Here is a 17,742-nt window from a genome sequence, read left to right on the forward strand (position 1 = left end):
CGCAAACGTTAACCTAAAGTTGATATTGAGATAATAACCTAATTTAAGAACAATGTCAATAAAAATATAAAAATAAAGTGAATATTTTATATTATTTTGTCGATATAAATAAGAATCAAAGAAAAATAGACCAAATATGACGGAGGGATAAGACAATCGTTTTCCTTAAAAAGCTGATTAAATCTAGCTTTTTTGGTGTTTTCAACGAAAAATTAATAAAAAAATTTGATGTGAATTAAAATTAGGCAAATTTACTAACCATATTTTAAAATCGTTACTAGTGTTACCTTTTTAATAAATAATAAACGGTCGTGAAAAGCCACGACCGTTTATTATTTATTAAATGAAAGATTTATTTTATTTTGTTTGAAGTCTGAGGACAAGAGGTCTTACGTCGAATGAGCGAAACAGGTAAGATATACCGTTCTGCCACAAGAGATTCGTTAATGCGCTTAATTAGTACGTCTACAGCTAGCTCTCCCATTTGTCGGATTGGTTGTGCGATAGTGCTGATGCCACAATATTCAGAGATATCCAGTCCATCAAATCCGACTAATTTATATCGTTTGGGGAATTCTTGAGAATTTCCCAAACTGTTAAATAAGTGAGCGGCCAACACGTCACTTGTAGCAAAAATGCCGTCAGTAAGAGGGTAGCGTTTGATAATATCTTTTACATTTTTATCCAAGTTTTTGCCAAAGATATCTTCGGAGTCAATATAGTGCTCACTGTATGCTTTCCCTGTTCGCTGGCATTCATCTCTAAATCCTTTGTAACGCAAATAAGCCGGAAGATGTTCAGAAACAATACGGTTGCCAATCAAAAGAAGGTGTTCACAGCCGCTTGCGATCAGTTCTTGAGCTGCTAATACACCACCCTTGTAGTTATCACACGAGATAGAAGGAATATCATCGATGGTGCGTTCAATACTAACAAGAGGGATGGCACTCTCCTTATAGGCAGAAGATTCTACTACACGGCTACAGACTAATACGCCAGCCACATTATTGGCTTGCAGCATAGAAAATAGTTCTTTTTCGCGGTCAGAGTGCCCGCCTGATGTGCAGAGAAATAGCTTATAACCAAGCTTGTAGCAGGCTTCTTCAATGGCAGCTGTCAGTACCCCAAAAAAGGTGTGGTCGATATAAGGTACAATGAGCCCAATCAAATGGCTGTTTTTATTAGAGAGAGATCTTGCCATCTCATTGGGAAAATAGTTCATTTCTTTCATTACTTTAAAAACTTTATCTTTAGTTTCTTGGCTAATTGAACCTCTGTTGTTGAGTACTCTTGAAACAGTGGTAATCGAAACACCAACTTTGGCGGCTACATCCTTTAGGGTTGCCATGAATGACCGTCCTTCCTTCGTCAATATAAAAAGCAGGGAGGTTATCGAGTCTTTTAACTGAATATATTACTTTAGTGCAAACCTCATCCACTGTATTTTCATTATCAAAACATAACACACTGGAATGTATTTGTCAAATAATTTACAATCTTAGGTAAGCGTTTGCACAGTTATTATGCTTAAATTGATGATATTTAAAATTAGTGTAGATATTTCGCAAAATTTTAATAAATAATAAGAGAAAACGTTTGCTTATTTTAGAATGTTGCGATAAGATAAACGTAGTCGATTTACAAACAGGAGGAGGAAAAATAATGGAAGAGGTTTATATTCAAACAGCCACTTACTCGTGGCTATTTCGTGAAAAATATTCTACTGCCATTTTTAATGAGTATTTAGAACGAACAGCCAAAATGGGATACACAGGTGTTGAATTTTTTGGTAACCTATATGGAGATCAACCCGCACAAGAATTAAAGAAAGTATTAAAAGATTTTGACCTAAAGGTAATAGGCGCTCATGTGAGCATGGATGAAATGGATGGTCAAATGGAATATTTAGCAGATTTAGGCGCTAAATATATGATTTGTCCGGGGGTGAGTGTGCACAGCCATGAAGAGGCTTTAGCGATTGCCGAAAAAATGAATAAATATGGAGAAAAAGCAAAAACATTTGGTTTAAAATATGGTTATCACAACCACAATAATGATTTTGACAAGTTTGAGGGAGAAACCGTTTTAGAAACTTTTTTGAGTCACACTGACCCAACGCTTGTTGGCTTTGAGTTTGACGTGGGTTGGATATGGCGTGCCGGATACAATGCCGCTGACCTAGTTCAAAAATATGCCGGACGTGTGCCGTTGATTCACGTAAAAGAAACAAACCGAATGCTGAAGCCAGATGAATCCGCTCATAAATTCATGGAAAATGCAGAGAAAGACGAAAAAGGAAATCCTATTCTTACTCCCGAAATCAAAGCAAAAATTAATGAATTTTTGACATTTAACTGCAAATTAGGAGAAGGCCTAATTAATATTCCTCATCTTAAGCCAATAGCAGACGCGCAGGGAACAGAGGCCTATATCGTAGAACGTGAATACGCCTATACCGGCGATGTATTTACTTCTGTTCAAGAAGATTTAGATTACCTAAGAAATATATAAGAAAAGAAACCTACCGCTGAAAAGCAGTAGGTTTCTTTTTTATTAAGAGCGTATCAGAACAAATATTGTGCAAAATCACGTAGGCACATGCGCCATACATTCCACTCATGCTCTCCGGTATAAAATTTTTCTACATGTGTATTGCTGTTTTCAGGGGACAAGCCTTTTTCTGCAAACAGTTTGCTGTCCATATGGAATTTTTCCAAAGCCAGGAAGTCAGTCTTGCCAACAGCACGGAAAAATATTTTGTAGTCTTCTTCGAATTTTTCTTTGTTGTCTAGCTCTTTTAAGTAAGAGCTATCAGATAATAATCCCTCAAGTGGAGATACAAATCCACTAAATACACCGACATATCCAAAAATGTCTGGATGTTTCATTGTAACCATACTGGTTTGCATAGAACCCATAGAAAGTCCTGCCATGGCGCGGCTCCATTTATCAGTGCGCACGCGGTAATGTTCTTCAATAAAGGGAATGCAGTCTTCCAGTAACATATTTTCAATCTTTGTAATGTCTAGCTTGCGAAGGCCATCCTCTTCCTTTTGAACCATACCATTATTCATGACAACAAGGCAGGGTTTAATTTTTCCTTCAGCAATCAAGTTGTCCATAATAAAATTTGCTTTTCCTTGATGTACCCAGCATTGCTCGTTTTCGCCGTGGCCGTGTTGAAGATATAGAACGGGGTAGTCAGATGTGCCTTTCATATATCCCGGCGGTGTATAAACAAGACAGCTTTTGGTGCAACCTGTTGCTTTTGAATTATAATATTCTTGTACCACAGCACCGTGGGGGACGTCTTTATACAGGAAAAAATCATTCCCTTTTTGTGGAATATCAGCATAGTTAATCGGATGAGAACCGCCGAATCCAATAGGAACCATAGGGTTTAAAACTTGAGCACCATCTACATAAAAAACGATGGGGCAAAAGCCTCCGTCTTTACCGTCAACTTCGGCAGACCAAATACCATTTTCATCTTTAACAAGAGAAATCCTTTCGTTGTGGACAACGGCCTCGACAGAACTTACGTCACCGGCAGCAAAGTTTAACCGCATTCTTCCTTCATCCAGCATCATAATGCCTGGCGGAATCAAAGAGTCTTTTTCAACATGAAGTGCTGTGCCCGCGGGTTTTCCTAGAGGAAGCTGAGGCTCAAAGCTGACAGATGTTTCCGCAATAGCACTGTTAATGCCGGCAGAGGGGTAGTATTTTTCAGATAAATTCATTTCGATATTCCTTTCAGTATTTTATATTTTGTAAGGGAAGTAGTTATATTTTTTCCCAAGAGCTTTTGAGGGTATGGAGTTCAAAATCAACTGTGACAGCAGGGTCTAGCAAGACAGGTTGAATACTGACATTGGCCGGATCAAGCACAGTGCCCAATGTCATATTGAATAGCCCGTTGTTTGCATAAATTTCAACTGAGCATCGATCAGTTATGATACGAAGTTCAAGGAAATCATGGTCGTTTTCCAGAGTAAAAGCACCATTTGGTAAAATGAGAATTTGTTTTTGAGGATCATATACAATGAGGACGCCTCGAACAGAAAAGGCGATTAGTTTATCTTTTTTGGTGCTGAATCGAATGGTCATGTCCATCGCTTCACTCAAATATTTAGTAGGAACACGTTCTATTTCTTCAAGTCCTCTGTGAACAAAGGAAAAGTTTTTTTCATACATATGCTCAATCTCCTTAGCCGGCAGCACAGAAAGTCTAGGTCCATTTTCAGTAGAAAGCAAACTTAATTCATGGGGGAGACTGATACAGCTGGTAAATGGTCCATGCAGTACGCGAGTTCTAATCCACGACATTTGAATCACTCTTCCACTGGGTGCATCAGAGAAAGTCTGAGCAGCGTAGGCAGATGTGGAAGGATTCGAAAGATTATAGGCAGAGATAGATTGATGGGAAGGACCGCAAATGGTATCGGTTTCAGCAATAAAATGTTTTCCTTCAAAATGCCCTATGATGTAGTTATCAGTAGAAGCCCAAAGAATCCATTTGATGTTATTGGTGTCACCGTCTAATGGCAAACAAAAAAGATCGGGGCATTCTGCACTGTGGTGAATTTGAATAATTTGTCCGGGTTCCCAGTCTAGGAGATTACTAGAATAAAGGAATTGATAGCGATTGTTGTCCAGAAAAATCACCATAATCCAACGATTTCCGTCTGGGTGACGAACCACCTTGGGGTCTCGATTCATAAATGAAATATGGGGAAGGATGGGATTTTTTTCGTATTTATGAAAGCTTATGCCTCCATCGGTGCTAATCGCAACAGCAATTTCAAAGTATCGAGATTGACTCCAACGAGATTTGCTGCCTGCTGCGGTATAAAATAAAAAAATGGGGGGATGGTCACTTTTTTGCATGCCAGAGGTATTTTCCCAATCGACAACACCGCCGCCCGAATACATTCTTCCGCTTTCATCAGGAATTAACGCGTGAGGTAGTTGCACCCAGTGCATAAGGTCAGTGCTGACAGCGTGCAACCAATGTGTATTGGCTACGCCAAAACCATAAGGGTTCAGTTGAGCAAAGAGATGGTACTTTCCTTCATAAAAGAACAATCCATTTGGATCATTCATAAATCCATGTTTAGGTGTAAAGTGTACCAATGGCCGAGTGATTTCTTGATAAAGAGTATCTTCGTCTTTCAGTGAATCGGATATTTCGAGTAAGTCAATCAGTGATTCATCACCATGTTCTAAGCGGATTTCCAATTCTTGATTTTGGTAAGGAGCTAATGAAAGACCGCTCCAACAGCGTGGTGAGCGGCTTAAAATAACTTCATGTTCTTCTAGCAAGACGCCTTCATGATAAATTCCGAGATATTGTATTTTTTCTGCAGGCATAAACCAATATTCTGCATTAGCAATGGGGATAAGTAGAAATTTTTTTTCTGCTTTGATTATTTTGCTGCTCATAGTAATGCTTGTCCTCGCTCTAAAGTATACATTTTATATTCATCTTTTTCAGATAACAATAAAAGTAGTATATTCGTTGCTGATTAAAATGTCAACCGTTTTCTTATGCAAATTCATTAAAAAAATAGATGTTTTGTTAATAGAATACTTTAAAATAACAATAAGATAAGAGTGAGTATATTCAGCGCTATTGCCATTTTCTTTTATATAGTTCTTTAAATCAAGGGATGTAAAAAACCGCCTTAAATATTTTATTCATCTAAAATATTTAAGGCGGTTTTTTAGTGTATGCCTACTCAGATAAGTTCGTTTTGTATGCAAATTGTATGGTATAAAAAGAAAAAAATATTGACAAGTTGGGATTGTCTCATGAAAATCTATAAAAAAAGATACTTGCCGTGAAGCAAGTATCTCATCTCTATGCAAATGAATCAGTCACTCGTGTACGGAAGCAAAGCAACGTGACGAGCACGTTTGATTGCAATTGTAAGAGCACGCTGATGATAAGCGCAGGTACCGGTTACTCTTCTAGGAAGAATCTTTCCTCTTTCAGAGATAAAACGGCGCAGTTTAGCGATATCTTTATAATCGATATAATCTGCTTTATCTACGCAGAAATTACAAACTTTTCTACGACCTTTGCGAGGACCGCCTCTACGGTATTCTCTATCAGGTCTATCTCTATCTGCCATAGCCAAAAAGCCTCCTTCTATTACTTTTTTACGAAGAAATTAGAACGGCAAATCATCGTCGCCTTGGATTTCTTCAAAATCTTCATTGCTCCCGCTTGAGTAGGCAGAAGCTGGCTCACTAAATGCCGGTGTCGTTTTCGGCGCAAAATCACTACCGCCTGCTGAATCACGTTTGGAGTCAGCAAAATTGACATCACTGGCAACGATTTCAAATGCTTTGCGCTTGTTTCCGTCTTTATCTGTATAGGTACGAGTTTGAATCGAACCATTTACAGCCATCATGCGGCCTTTTTGAAAATACTTGCAGACAAACTCTGCTGTATTTCTCCAAGCAACAACATCAATGAAGTCGGCTTGTCTTTCAGTACCCGCTTTGGAAAAAGAACGGTCAACAGCCAAAGTGAAAGTAGTCACAGCAACATCGTTCGGTGTGTGTCTAAGCTCGGGGTCAGCGACCAATCTACCCATAATAACGGCAACATTCAGCATAAAAGCACCTCTTTCTTCGGTGAACTTACTCGGCCTGTGCGTCAGCCTTTACAACGTTAGTTGCTTCGACAGCAATGGCTTCAACATCAACGTTTTTGTTGTCTGTTTTGGCTTTGCGGGCTTTGTTAGCAGTGGCTTTTTTCGGATCTTTTTTGATGATAAGAGTACGAAGAACGCCCTCGGTAATTTGATACCTTCTGTCAAGCTCGGCTGTGAAATCTGGTGTGCTGGAAAAATTGATTAAAGTATAGAAGCCTTCTGATTCCTTATTAATCGGATAAGCAAGTCTTCTTTTTCCCCAATTGTCAACACTTTCAACAGTACCGTGCTCGGCAATGCGCTCTTTGAATTTCTCCACCAACGTGTTGTTACCTTCTTCGCCTAATTTTGCGGAAAGAATGATAACGGTTTCATATTGATTGATTCCTTCTGGCATTGTATTGCACCTCCTTCTGGTCATTTGGCCCCGAAAGTCAATTCGGAGCAAGGATGATATCGTCATAAACGAAAAATCACAAATAATATTATATCACAAATATAAGCTAAGTCAAGCAATCTAAAGCGAAAACTTGTCCCTAAAAATGAAAATTAAAGCGTTTTTGCAATGTTTTTCAAATATTCTCTAAAGTCAGCGCCAATCTGTGGATGTTTCAGTGCCGTTTCCACATTGGCTTGCATGATGCCCAGCTTGTTGCCCATGTCATAGCGAATGCCATCAAAGTCAACTGCTGTCATACCAGTTGTGCGAGCAAGCTCCCTCATAGCATCAGTCAACTGAATTTCTCCACCGGCACCGGGTTTGGTTTCAGCCAAGATAGCGAAGATTTCAGGAGGTAAAACACAGCGTCCTAAAATAGAAAATAGAGAAAATTCTTCGCCGGGGGCGGGCTTTTCAATCATATCGGTGCAGTGGTAATAATTTTGCTCTAACGGCGACAATTTTAAAGAAGAATATTGCCGAATTGCTTCTCTCGAAACTTCTTTTACCCCGACAGCACCTTTGCCAAAGGTTTCATAAGCATGAATAAGCTGAGCACATACGGGATTTTCTCCCATAATGACATCATCACCGTATAAAACAGCAAACGGCTCATTGCCAATAAACTCTTTTGCGCAGTGAATAGCATGTCCCAACCCTTTTGTTTCTTTTTGCCGAATAAAATAGATGTTGGCGAGCTTGGCAGTCTTTACAGATTCGGCGAGTAGGTCATGTTTAGCGGTGTTTGCCTGTAAGTTCATTTCCAATTCAGGAGCATAGTCGAAATGGTCTTCAATAATACTTTTCCCGCGGTTGGTAATGATGAGAATTTCTTCAATGCCCGAGGCAGCAGCCTCTTCTACAATGTATTGAATAGCTGGTTTATCTACAATCGGCAGCATTTCTTTTGGCATAGCTTTGGTAGCAGGGAGAACTCTTGTCCCAAGACCTGCGGCAGGAATAACTGCCTTTCTAACTTTTTGCATAGCATCCTCCAAATTACTTTTATTCCTATACAAATAGGATTTTCTTCTAAATAAAGGTGGGTAAGTTGGTGATAATCATATAACAGAACAGCATACAAATGGCAATTCCTAGATTAACGCCGCCTTTTTCTTCTAGTAAAAGACTGGTATCACCACGGCCGGCGTCTTCGCTTTTAATCTGCCGAATCGTCGAAATACAATGTTTCATATAAGCTTTGTTGGCTGTAAAGCCACAATAAAGCAAGGTGATAAATAGAACGGCCAAAATAATCAGCTGTAAAGAAATCCTAAAATAAATATCGGGGTTTTGCATAAGATAATCTGACACAGCAAGCCACTGAACAGAAGTGAGAGACAATCCTCCCGAATAATCAACACCGACATGTTCCAAAGCTTGAGCCAAGGCAGGAGCAGAAATAAACATAGAAACAAAAATGTAAGCCAAGTAAAGACCAAATTGCAAAATAGAAAAAAGAGTACCCCTCTTATACATCTTGCGATAAAGCATCCATGAACCACCGAATAGAAAGGCGGATAGGTTAAATTTATTGCGATTGGTTAATTTTATATAACGAAAGCGGGGCATATAATAAGGGGTATTTTGTTTAACCAATTTAGAAATATCACCAAATGTGATATCGTCTTCAATTGTTTCGGTAGGGTTGACGCCACCCATCAAATCAAAAGGCAATACGCCGGGCATCCCGACAAACGGGTATCCATTTGGTGAAGAAGCCTCGGGTGATTCAGCGGCAGATTCTTCACGAGTGTTTTTTTCTTGCCTATTTTGGTGTAGCTCAGGCTGACCGATTAAAGGGGAACCGCAACGATTGCAAAAGAGCGCACTGGTAGAATTCAGTGTACCGCAAACTGCGCATTCTTTATCTTTTATTTCGGTATCCGGGTTAGGTGCCTGTGGGGCTTCAGGAGCTTTCCATTCTTTTCCCGAATCATGTTCATCGGCAAAAATGCAGTTGCCGGCTTTATCATAACAATGCCGATGATAGGGTGCGCCACAATGGGGACAAACCACGATATCATCTTCTTTGCGAAAAGCAATATCACAGCAAGGACATTTAATTCCAGTATAGTCCAGCATATAAACCTCCGTAAAAATTAGTTTGCCAACATGCAAACTCTTTAATTTTCTTTATTTTACAACATTTTCAGCTTTTTCGCAATCAATCAGAAGTTAATTTTCATACTGTTAACAATTCTGTCAGAATTCAGACTTGAATAGGCGACAAGTCAAAATTTTGCAAGATTTTCAGTTTACATTTTTGCCGATGTCCAGTATAATAAATGTAGAAAAATTTTAAAGTGGTATAAATTCTGAGTTTTCCGGTGAAATAATGTTTAGTATGCTGAGTTTTGCAAAGTACTATTCAGGAAAAATTCTGCGTTTGCAGCAGTGCGGATTGAAATACCAAAACGGCGGCGCATATGTGCCGATATGACATCATGTTGCTCCTCTTGCAGGAGCGTGGATTGAAATCCGGAATTAAACGATACATTATCTCAATTTAAGAGTATCGCTCCCCACACGGGAGTGTGGATTGAAATCTCCATAGATGTCAACGAACAGAAATTAAGTAAAGTTGACAGGTGAGAAAATGCTTCAATTTGAAGAACTGAAAAGAGAACTGTTAGAAAAGCAAGATGCAATTGAACAGCTAGGCGATGCTTTGGGACTTGAAAAGCTTCGAGAAGAAGTCGAAATGCTTGAACACAAGGCGGCTGAACCCGGCTTTTGGGATAACATGGAAGCAGCACAAAAAATACTGCAAAAAACAGCGGCTTTGAAACAAAAAGATGAAACCTATTTAAAACTTAAATCTAAAGCAGAAGACGCCATGACCTTGATTGAAATGGGTGATGAAGCCGAAGATTTATCTTTAATTGACGAGATACGTCCCGAGCTTGATGAAATTCAGAATAAAGTTGAAACCATGCGCCTTTCTACCCTTTTAACAGGGCAGTATGATGCAAAAAATGCGATTTTAACCTTTCATGCTGGTTCAGGCGGTACAGAAGCGCAGGATTGGGCAGAAATGCTTTTCCGTATGTATAATCGCTGGGGTGAGCGTCACGGCTATAAAGTCTCAACACTTGATTATCTTGACGGCGATGAAGCGGGACTGAAGAGTGCCTCTATTTTGGTTGAGGGTGAGAACGCATATGGTTTCTTAAAGTCAGAGGCAGGCGTACACCGCTTGGTGCGCGTGTCACCTTTTGATTCAGCAGGGCGGCGCCACACTTCATTTTCTTCTCTCGAGGTTATGCCTGAAATTGAGGAAGATAACAGTGTTGAAATCAGCCCTGATGATATTCGAATGGAAGTTTACCGTGCCAGTGGTGCCGGCGGTCAGAAGGTTAATAAAACGTCGTCAGCGGTGCGATTAATTCATATTCCTACGGGTATAACGGTTGCTTGTCAGGTAGAGCGCAGCCAATATCAAAACCGTGAAGTAGCTATGAAAATGCTGGTTTCTAAATTGGTTGAGATTAAGATTCGAGAGAATTTAGAAAAAATCTCAGATATTAAGGGCGAGCAGAAAGAGATTACATGGGGCAGCCAAATTCGTTCTTATGTTTTTATGCCGTACACACTTGTAAAAGACCATCGTACCAGCTTTGAAAGCGGAAATGTCAATGGTGTTATGGACGGTGATCTTGATGGCTTTATCAATGCTTATTTAAAGGCACTTAGCCAAAACGCTTTGGGCGAACCGACTGATTCTTAATTTAATTATGATTGAAAACTGAATAGCATATAAAAAGGCTTAATCTCTGTATAAGACAGAAATTAAGCCTTTTTGTTTTTTTATTGATATACATAAGAAGATAAATTTGTTTTCTTACTTCCGCCTTATCCCTTTACACCGGCAAAAGCAATGCCTTCTACAATATATTTCTGTGCTGCTGCATAAACAATAACAATCGGAATAATTGAACAGACCGTGCCCGCCATAATAGCACCGTAGTCTGCACTGAATTCTTCTTTAAAGAGAGCAAGACCGAGCTGAATGGTTTTGAGCTTATCACTGTCTAAATAAATCATGGGTCCCATGTAATCATTCCAAATATTATTGAAAGTGAGAACCATGAGCGTGGCAAGACCAGTCTTTGTTAGGGGAAGAATAATACTCCAGTACGTTCTAAAATAGCCGCAGCCATCAATTTTGGCAGCTTCATGCAGACTGTCAGGAATACTAAGCATATTTTGTCGAAGCAAAAATACGCCAAAAGCACTGAAGGCATGAATCAGAATTAAAGAGGTGTGGGTGTTATAGAGATTCAAAGTTTTGACTACAATAAACTGCGGAATCATAATTGCGTGCCACGGGACCATCATGGTGGCAAGGTAGCCTAAAAATAGCTTGTCGCGTCCCGGAAAACGCAGCTTTGTGAAGGAATAAGCAGCAAGAGAACAGGTAAACAGCTGTGTGACGGTAATAATAACAGCCAGTTTTAGAGTGTTAAGAAAATAAGTAGGAAAGTTAATTTTATTCCAAACTTTATCATAGTTGTCAGGTCTGAATACTTCAGGAATCCATTTGACGGGATATTCAAATATTTCTGTGTTTAGCTTGAAAGAAGCGCTCACCATCCATACAAATGGAACAATCATAATAAAAGCAACCAGCAAAGACAAGATAAAACGAGTTACAGTGAAGGCTTTCTGATTCCTTTTGTAGTGAGCAGAAGTTTTTTGTTTGGTCATCATCGTATAATCATCCTTTCTCTTGATAGTGGCAAATTACTCGTTTACCCAATTTTTTTGCCCGTGCCACTGAATTAAGGTGACAACCAGTATAATCAAAAAAAGGAAATAAGCGATGGCAGAGGCATATCCCATTTTTGTGTTGGTAAAAGCCTCTTTATAAATGCGGAAGACAAGCACCGTAGTTGCCCTGCCGGGGCCCCCTTCGGTCGTAACGTTGATGATGTCAAAGATCTGGAAAGAACCGATAATGCACAAAATGGTACACATAAAAGTGGTGGGAGACAGCATCGGCCAAGTTACGTTTTTAAAAGTTTGCCAAGAGTTGGCACCGTCAATTTTAGCAGCTTCATAAAGGTGAGGAGGAATATTTTTCAAGCCACCTATAAAGAGAATCATATAATAACCGGCCTGCTTCCAGACTACAACTAAAACGACCGTCAATAGGGCTGTTTTAGTTGAAAAGAACCACTTTGGTAAGTGATCGGCAGACATTCCTAAAAACTGAAGTAAATTATTAATAGGTCCTTGTGTTGGTTCAAATAAAAGCATAGAAACACAACCAATGGCAACCATAGAAGTCAAATTTGGGAAAAAATAAACTGTTTTGAAAAAACTTTGTCCAGGTAATTTTTTATTCAGTAGAAGAGCCAATAATAGGCCTGCCAAAATCGTGAGCGGTACACTTGTTAAAGAGTAAACGAGGTTATTCACCAAAGCGGCTTTAAACTGTGAATCGTTAAACATTTTTGCATAATTGCTGAAGCCAACAAAGCTTGGAGCTTTGAATCCAGTATAATTTGTAAAACTAATAAAAAAACCGGCAACGATAGGAAGTGCGATGAAGATAAGAAACCCGATGAAATTAGGCAGCAAGTAAAGATAACCGGTTAAAGCTTCTTTTTTTGCGGCAGAACCCATTTTCTTTTTTTTCTTTTCTATTGCAGTTGTCATAATGAATCTCCTTCAATGAGTTTTGCTAAAAACAGCCGACGCCGAAGAGGAATCTCTGGAGATGAATCTCGGAGAGGGACTCTTTAGCGCCGGCGCGTTTTATCAGCTATTCGGCTGCTGAAATCAACTTATTCAGCAGAGTTGGCTATGGATTCATCTCGCAATGAGAAATAGTTCTCAAAAGCTTCGTCAACAGATTGCTCATCTAGCAGATAGAGTTCCATTTCTTGTTTAAAAGCTTCGTTCAAGTCATGATAATTGGCTTCTGTGCCTTGCTCATCATTAATTTTAGCAGAGAAGCGATAATCAACACCGTCTACCTTGACAAGATCTTTGTAAACACTTAGAGCGGCATCTGTGCTGTAACTGGGCACGTTCTTAGTTTTTGCATAGATAGAAGTACCGGCATCAGATGTGGTAGCAAATTCAATGAAATCATAAGCTTCTTGTGGGTGTTTTGAATTGGCAGAAACACACAGGTAAGAAGATTGACCAACGGTAGATCCTTTTTCAGCACCTTCAAACACTGGCAGAGGAGCGGCACCGTATTCGAAAGGTACGTCTAACAAGTTGAATTCCCAGTCGCCGTTGACCATCATATAAATGTTGCCTGCGCCAAAATAGGAGTTAATGTCGAATGTACCAGCACTCATCTCAGCAATTCCGGGGTTACTCTTATCTTCTACATAGAGTTTATGTAAGACTTCCATGTATTTTCTGGTATTCTCCATCGGTGCTTCAGCAGTTAAATATTCTCCAACTGAAGTTGCGCCTAAGTTAAGTGTCCAGTTAGGGATGATACCGCCCCAATATTTTGTTCCATTTTCTTCGGCAGTTAATTGTTTAGAGAGTGTGGCATATTCATCCCAGGTCAAATCGATTGGGTACTCTAAACCCTTGGCATCAAAAAGATCTTTGTTGTAAAATAACATCCAGCAAGATCCTGTGGTGGGCATACCAAAGAAATTGCCATCAGCATTTTTGGCTCCAACCAAAGTAGTGTTCTCAATGGGAGAAAGATCAAGGCCACTTTGTTTTGCATAATCTGTGAGATCAAGCAGTGCATCGTTTGCCATATACTGTTTTACCTGGCTAGGTGAACGAACCCAAAACACATCAAGTTCGCCAGACGCACCAGCTGTTAAAACCTTTAGTTTGTCATCATAATCATCATTAGGAATGATATGTTTAACAATGGTGACGCCGTTATCCATGGCATTATACTCGTCAATCAAATTGTCGACAAGACCTTCACTGTCAGAATGCTCATGGAAATTAATAATAATATCATCGGAGTTAGTTTTGCTGCCTTCTTCTTTGGATTCTTCTTTGCTACTGACACTTTCAGCGGCAGAAGATTCTTTGCTAGGTTCAGCAGAAGATGTTCCCTGATCAGACCCACAAGAGGCGAGTGAGAAAATCATAGTTGCTGACAATAATAGAGTTAACAATCTTTTCATAGCTTTACCACCTTTATTATTTTATTGCTGTGGATTACTCTCATTTGAAAACAGACAGGACGTTTTTAAACAAGAAATATAGTTGTGTATATTGTTGTAATCCACGAATTCAATATAATTATTGTATATTTAATAGTAAATATCAACAAGAGGGAAATTCTGTGAACGCTCAATCATGAAACAGGCGATAAAAGTTACAATAATGTTTTTAAACAGATAGGATCGACCCGTTTAAAGGCTAAAATCATCTTTTTTGGCAAATTTAGTCCGACTGCAATAGAATTAGGGTGGATATTTTATCCACCCTAATTCTATTGCAAACATAAATAGGTTGCTATTGAGGATTGGTTAGAAAGACAAAGAAGCTCTCAAAAAACAGCAGCATATCTTTTGCTACTCCTGGTTCAAAATATCGCTTCTCTTTTGAAAATAGGAGTCAAAGGCAGTATCAAAGTCAACTTCTCCATTCAAATAAAACCTAATTTCGTCCTTGAAGAGCTGGTTCAATTCTCGGTAGTAGATGTGAGCCCCCTCTTCATTTGAGATGGAGGATTGGAAGAAGTATTTTGCACCAGGCACATTTGCATTTTGAAGGTAAATTTTTGCAGAATTATCAGTGAAATAGGCAGGGCAGGCAGCATATTGGGCGATGATGTCTGCTCCACCTTCACCGCAGTAGAACGAAGCAAATTTAAACGCTTCGCTGGGGTGATTAGAGTAATAAGAAATGCCAAGATAAGAACAGCCGCCGGCAGTTGAACCCGCAGGAACATCTTCAAAAACAGGAAGCGGTGCAATATCCCAATCCAAAGAGAAATCACGAGCTTTTTCATCGTTATGGATTTGCATGGTAGCCCAATCGCCGTTAATCATCATAGCAACTTTGTTGTCTTCAAAAAAAGTAATGATGTCGTCAGAATAAAAGCTAGTGGGGTCTGCCATAGTCAGAGAATCTGGATTAGAGTGGTCAATGTTATAAACCCGATTCAAGAAGCGGATATATTTCTGCGTAATAGGTAATTCGTCGTCTGTCAAATATTCTCCGGCAGTGGCAGCTCCCAAGTTCACTGTCCAAAAGGGAATAAAACCGCCCCAAACAGATTTTTTACCGGAAGCATTTACTTTTGTAAGCTGTAGAGATAAATCTGCGTATTCATCCCATGTCATTTGAGTGGGATAAGGTAAGCCGGCGTCGTCAAAAATTGCTTTATTATAGAAAAGCAGCCATGCTGATTTAATACGAGGCAGTCCATATACACGGTTATCCATGGTGACGATTTCAGCAGTAGAGCCAAAATTAGAAATATCTAAATCAGAATGAGAAATATATTCCTTCAAATCCAAAGTCAAACGACGTGTACCAAGTTGATTGGTTTGGCAAGGCTGACGAATGTAAAGACAATCAATAGAATCATCGCCGCTTTGCAGACGCTCAAGAATCTCATTGTCATAAAGGTTGTTGTTGATATAATAGACTGACACATAACTAGTGGTAGAAGTCTCATTAAAAGCATGAACAATCTTATCCGTCAAACCAACATTGTCGCTGGAATCAAAAAGAGTAATTTTCACTTTTTGATTATCTGCTAAAGGGGACTCTGAATTTACGCTTTCTGATACCGCACAAGAAGGCATAGACAAAAGAAGAATGGTAACAAGCAATAGACAAAGCAGTTTAGATTTTTTCATCTTTCTTTATCTCCATAAAAAAGCTACTATTAAATAGGTACCTATATAATATCAGGATAGCATAAAAAAATGAAATTCGTCAAGAGAGATAAATAAAAAGAGAAATTTGTTTGTTTTTGTTGACTTTATACGATATGATAGGAGAGTAAGATTTATTTTGTTTCTATTTTGAGAGTGAAAGATGTTTTTTGCAAGCCTATCAAGATGACTTTGTAAGAAGAAAGGGGAGAGCAAATGGTCTACATAGTATTAATTATTTTTGCGGCATTGCTTGTTTTTTTAAGTCTGTTCCAAAAAAACAAAACCAAACTGACTGTTTTGTTTTCTCTTGTGACAATCAGTTATATTTTATCGATGTGTTTCTATTTGCTGTATGTTTGCAAAGATTCCTTACATCTTGGCGTATTTCTAGATTATTTTCCGTTTCCCAGAAAAATTGTACTTTGGCTTTATTCGCTTAAAATATCAAAAATGGCTTTGCTTAGAATTTTAAACCTATGCTCATTGTTCTTTTTAATGTGTAACGTCTTATTTGCTTCTTCTTTTTATGAGAAAACAAGCAAGAAAGCCGAAAAAATTATTTTAACAGGCTGTGGCGTTTTTTGCATTCTGTTAGCAATTGTGTTTGATCCGCAATTTTATATTGCTGTCTATCGATGGTTATATCCCCGATTTTTTCATGCAAAGACCATAGAAAATATATTTTTGGCGATTGGTGATTTTTCAAATGTGATTTATCTGGTGATACAGCTAATTTGTATTGTGTTGGTAGGCGTAGAACTGATAGCCTATTTAAAAATCAAATTGCTCAGAATGAATTTATTGTTGGTTACACTGGTATATGCGTTGTTGCTCTTTACTTATATGTTGTTTTTTTATCGTATCCCCGGCACCATTATTAAATATTCCAAGGTGGCTGATTTAATTACATTTAGGCCGATTATGAATACCACTAGCATGAATTATTTTCGCTATTTTCCTTATATTGTCTTGTCGCTTTTACTGCTATTTGCTGTTGCTTATTTTTCTCTTTCTGTAACAAAAAGAAACATGGATATTACCCATATGGAGGTCAGTCGAAGTATACAGGCCGCCAATGTTTCTTCCAGGCTTTTTTGCCACTACATCAAAAATGAGATTCTGGCAATTTCAGCAGAGGTCGAAACGATTCCGGTCAATGAAGAAAACCGTGAATCTGTTGAAGGGCTTCTCAGCAGATGCGAAACAATTTATCAGAAGCTAGACGGCATTCATAAGAGCATAAGAGAAAATTCGATGCATATTAAACGGGTATCGGCAGATGAAGTGATTCAATCTGCACTTGCCTATGTAGAAAAATCAAAACCGTTAAAGGGAATTACAGTAGAGGTCAACTGTCAAAAACCATCGCCTTACCTGTTTGTAGATCCGATTTACTTTGAACAGGCACTCATCGAAATGATTTATAACGCTTCTGACGCGATGGATACCTGTGAAAAAAAAGAGTTGCATATTTCGGTGCATTACAGTCTTCGCTGGGTTACTGTTCGCATAGCAGATACCGGCAAAGGGATTGAAAAAAAAGATTTAGCCAATATCTTCACACCTCTTTTTTCTACCAAACCGATGACACAAAATTGGGGTGTAGGGTTAACTTTAACCCACAGTGTGATTTCAGCTTTTAATGGAAGAATTGATGTAAGCAGTGAAGTGGGCAAAGGCACTACTTTTGACTTGCTTTTACCAGCCAATGCGCAAAAGGCATATCTAAGTATGGATCAATTTTTCTCTAGAAGACGAACTAAAAAAGCAAAAATAAAACAGCCTAAATTTAATGGAGAGGGATAAA

Annotated in this window: 15 protein-coding genes; 3 read left to right on the top strand and 12 right to left on the bottom strand. The window is 38.8% G+C overall.

Features of this window, described 5'->3' with window-relative positions; translation table 11 throughout:
* Positions 1–352: 352 nt before the first annotated feature.
* Complete coding sequence (locus CS931_RS00345; RefSeq protein ID WP_099203774.1) at positions 353–1,348, bottom strand: LacI family DNA-binding transcriptional regulator; 996 nt, start codon at positions 1,346–1,348, stop codon at positions 353–355.
* 314 nt (positions 1,349–1,662) lie between these two features.
* Here CS931_RS00345 and CS931_RS00350 point away from each other — a divergent pair, with 314 nt between their 5' ends.
* Positions 1,663–2,511, top strand: a complete 849-nt coding sequence (locus CS931_RS00350) for a sugar phosphate isomerase/epimerase family protein (protein WP_099203775.1) — start codon at positions 1,663–1,665, stop codon at positions 2,509–2,511.
* A gap of 53 nt (positions 2,512–2,564) precedes the next feature.
* Here CS931_RS00350 and CS931_RS00355 read toward each other — a convergent pair whose 3' ends face one another.
* From CS931_RS00355 to CS931_RS00385, 7 genes are all read right to left on the bottom strand, one after another.
* Positions 2,565–3,740 carry an alpha/beta hydrolase-fold protein gene (locus tag CS931_RS00355; RefSeq protein ID WP_099203776.1) on the bottom strand — a complete coding sequence of 392 codons (1,176 nt, stop codon included), beginning with the start codon at positions 3,738–3,740 and terminating at the stop codon, positions 2,565–2,567.
* A gap of 43 nt (positions 3,741–3,783) precedes the next feature.
* Positions 3,784–5,442 (bottom strand): glycoside hydrolase family 32 protein, encoded by a 1,659-nt coding sequence (locus CS931_RS00360; RefSeq protein ID WP_099203777.1) that lies wholly within the window; start codon positions 5,440–5,442, stop codon positions 3,784–3,786.
* A gap of 431 nt (positions 5,443–5,873) precedes the next feature.
* On the bottom strand, positions 5,874–6,134 hold the full coding sequence (gene rpsR, locus CS931_RS00365) for a 30S ribosomal protein S18 (RefSeq protein WP_099203778.1): 261 nt from the start codon (positions 6,132–6,134) through the stop codon (positions 5,874–5,876).
* A gap of 39 nt (positions 6,135–6,173) precedes the next feature.
* Positions 6,174–6,623 carry a single-stranded DNA-binding protein gene (locus CS931_RS00370; RefSeq protein WP_099203779.1) on the bottom strand — a complete coding sequence of 150 codons (450 nt, stop codon included), beginning with the start codon at positions 6,621–6,623 and terminating at the stop codon, positions 6,174–6,176.
* A gap of 25 nt (positions 6,624–6,648) precedes the next feature.
* Positions 6,649–7,059, bottom strand: coding sequence for a 30S ribosomal protein S6 (gene rpsF, locus CS931_RS00375; RefSeq protein WP_099203780.1), 411 nt, complete (start codon positions 7,057–7,059; stop codon positions 6,649–6,651).
* A 152-nt stretch (positions 7,060–7,211) separates the two neighbouring features.
* On the bottom strand, positions 7,212–8,087 hold the full coding sequence (locus CS931_RS00380; RefSeq protein WP_099203781.1) for a UTP--glucose-1-phosphate uridylyltransferase: 876 nt from the start codon (positions 8,085–8,087) through the stop codon (positions 7,212–7,214).
* Between the two features lie 46 nt (positions 8,088–8,133).
* Complete coding sequence (locus tag CS931_RS00385) at positions 8,134–9,186, bottom strand: RING finger protein (protein WP_099203782.1); 1,053 nt, start codon at positions 9,184–9,186, stop codon at positions 8,134–8,136.
* Between the two features lie 514 nt (positions 9,187–9,700).
* Between CS931_RS00385 and prfB the strand changes: the two genes are divergently transcribed.
* A complete protein-coding gene (gene prfB, locus CS931_RS00390) occupies positions 9,701–10,831 on the top strand; it encodes a peptide chain release factor 2 (protein WP_099203783.1) in 1,131 nt (376 codons plus the stop codon).
* 125 nt (positions 10,832–10,956) lie between these two features.
* On the opposite strand, the gene CS931_RS00395 is transcribed toward prfB, so the two are convergent.
* The 4 genes from CS931_RS00395 to CS931_RS00410 form a co-directional block, all read right to left on the bottom strand.
* Positions 10,957–11,814, bottom strand: coding sequence for a carbohydrate ABC transporter permease (locus CS931_RS00395; protein WP_306341520.1), 858 nt, complete (start codon positions 11,812–11,814; stop codon positions 10,957–10,959).
* 33 nt (positions 11,815–11,847) lie between these two features.
* The gene (locus CS931_RS00400; protein WP_099203784.1) at positions 11,848–12,765 is read right to left on the bottom strand and encodes a carbohydrate ABC transporter permease; all 918 of its coding nucleotides are present in this window, start codon (positions 12,763–12,765) and stop codon (positions 11,848–11,850) included.
* 128 nt (positions 12,766–12,893) lie between these two features.
* Positions 12,894–14,225 carry an ABC transporter substrate-binding protein gene (locus CS931_RS00405; protein ID WP_099203785.1) on the bottom strand — a complete coding sequence of 444 codons (1,332 nt, stop codon included), beginning with the start codon at positions 14,223–14,225 and terminating at the stop codon, positions 12,894–12,896.
* A gap of 393 nt (positions 14,226–14,618) precedes the next feature.
* Positions 14,619–15,914, bottom strand: coding sequence for an ABC transporter substrate-binding protein (locus tag CS931_RS00410; protein WP_099203786.1), 1,296 nt, complete (start codon positions 15,912–15,914; stop codon positions 14,619–14,621).
* Positions 15,915–16,148: 234 nt separating this feature from the next.
* Here CS931_RS00410 and CS931_RS00415 point away from each other — a divergent pair, with 234 nt between their 5' ends.
* Positions 16,149–17,741: an ATP-binding protein gene (locus CS931_RS00415; RefSeq protein ID WP_099203787.1), complete on the top strand. Its 1,593-nt coding sequence runs from the start codon at positions 16,149–16,151 to the stop codon at positions 17,739–17,741.
* Position 17,742 lies beyond the last annotated feature (1 nt).

Origin of the sequence: Scatolibacter rhodanostii (assembly GCF_900197595.1) — a bacterium.
Lineage (GTDB): Bacteria > Bacillota > Clostridia > Oscillospirales > Acutalibacteraceae > Scatolibacter > Scatolibacter rhodanostii.

Excerpts from the sequence above, each read along its gene's own strand:
- CS931_RS00415 (WP_099203787.1), top strand. The coding sequence starts at position 16,149 with ATGGTCTACATAGTATTAATTATTTTTGCGGCATTGCTTGTTTTTTTA.
- rpsF (WP_099203780.1), bottom strand. The coding sequence starts at position 7,059 with ATGCCAGAAGGAATCAATCAATATGAAACCGTTATCATTCTTTCCGCA.
- CS931_RS00370 (WP_099203779.1), bottom strand. The coding sequence starts at position 6,623 with ATGCTGAATGTTGCCGTTATTATGGGTAGATTGGTCGCTGACCCCGAG.
- CS931_RS00385 (WP_099203782.1), bottom strand. The coding sequence starts at position 9,186 with ATGCTGGACTATACTGGAATTAAATGTCCTTGCTGTGATATTGCTTTT.
- CS931_RS00395 (WP_306341520.1), bottom strand. The coding sequence starts at position 11,814 with ATGATGACCAAACAAAAAACTTCTGCTCACTACAAAAGGAATCAGAAA.
- CS931_RS00350 (WP_099203775.1), top strand. The coding sequence starts at position 1,663 with ATGGAAGAGGTTTATATTCAAACAGCCACTTACTCGTGGCTATTTCGT.
- CS931_RS00380 (WP_099203781.1), bottom strand. The coding sequence starts at position 8,087 with ATGCAAAAAGTTAGAAAGGCAGTTATTCCTGCCGCAGGTCTTGGGACA.
- CS931_RS00400 (WP_099203784.1), bottom strand. The coding sequence starts at position 12,765 with ATGACAACTGCAATAGAAAAGAAAAAAAAGAAAATGGGTTCTGCCGCA.
- CS931_RS00355 (WP_099203776.1), bottom strand. The coding sequence starts at position 3,740 with ATGAATTTATCTGAAAAATACTACCCCTCTGCCGGCATTAACAGTGCT.
- CS931_RS00410 (WP_099203786.1), bottom strand. The coding sequence starts at position 15,914 with ATGAAAAAATCTAAACTGCTTTGTCTATTGCTTGTTACCATTCTTCTT.
- CS931_RS00360 (WP_099203777.1), bottom strand. The coding sequence starts at position 5,442 with ATGAGCAGCAAAATAATCAAAGCAGAAAAAAAATTTCTACTTATCCCC.
- rpsR (WP_099203778.1), bottom strand. The coding sequence starts at position 6,134 with ATGGCAGATAGAGATAGACCTGATAGAGAATACCGTAGAGGCGGTCCT.
- CS931_RS00405 (WP_099203785.1), bottom strand. The coding sequence starts at position 14,225 with ATGAAAAGATTGTTAACTCTATTATTGTCAGCAACTATGATTTTCTCA.
- CS931_RS00345 (WP_099203774.1), bottom strand. The coding sequence starts at position 1,348 with ATGGCAACCCTAAAGGATGTAGCCGCCAAAGTTGGTGTTTCGATTACC.
- prfB (WP_099203783.1), top strand. The coding sequence starts at position 9,701 with ATGCTTCAATTTGAAGAACTGAAAAGAGAACTGTTAGAAAAGCAAGAT.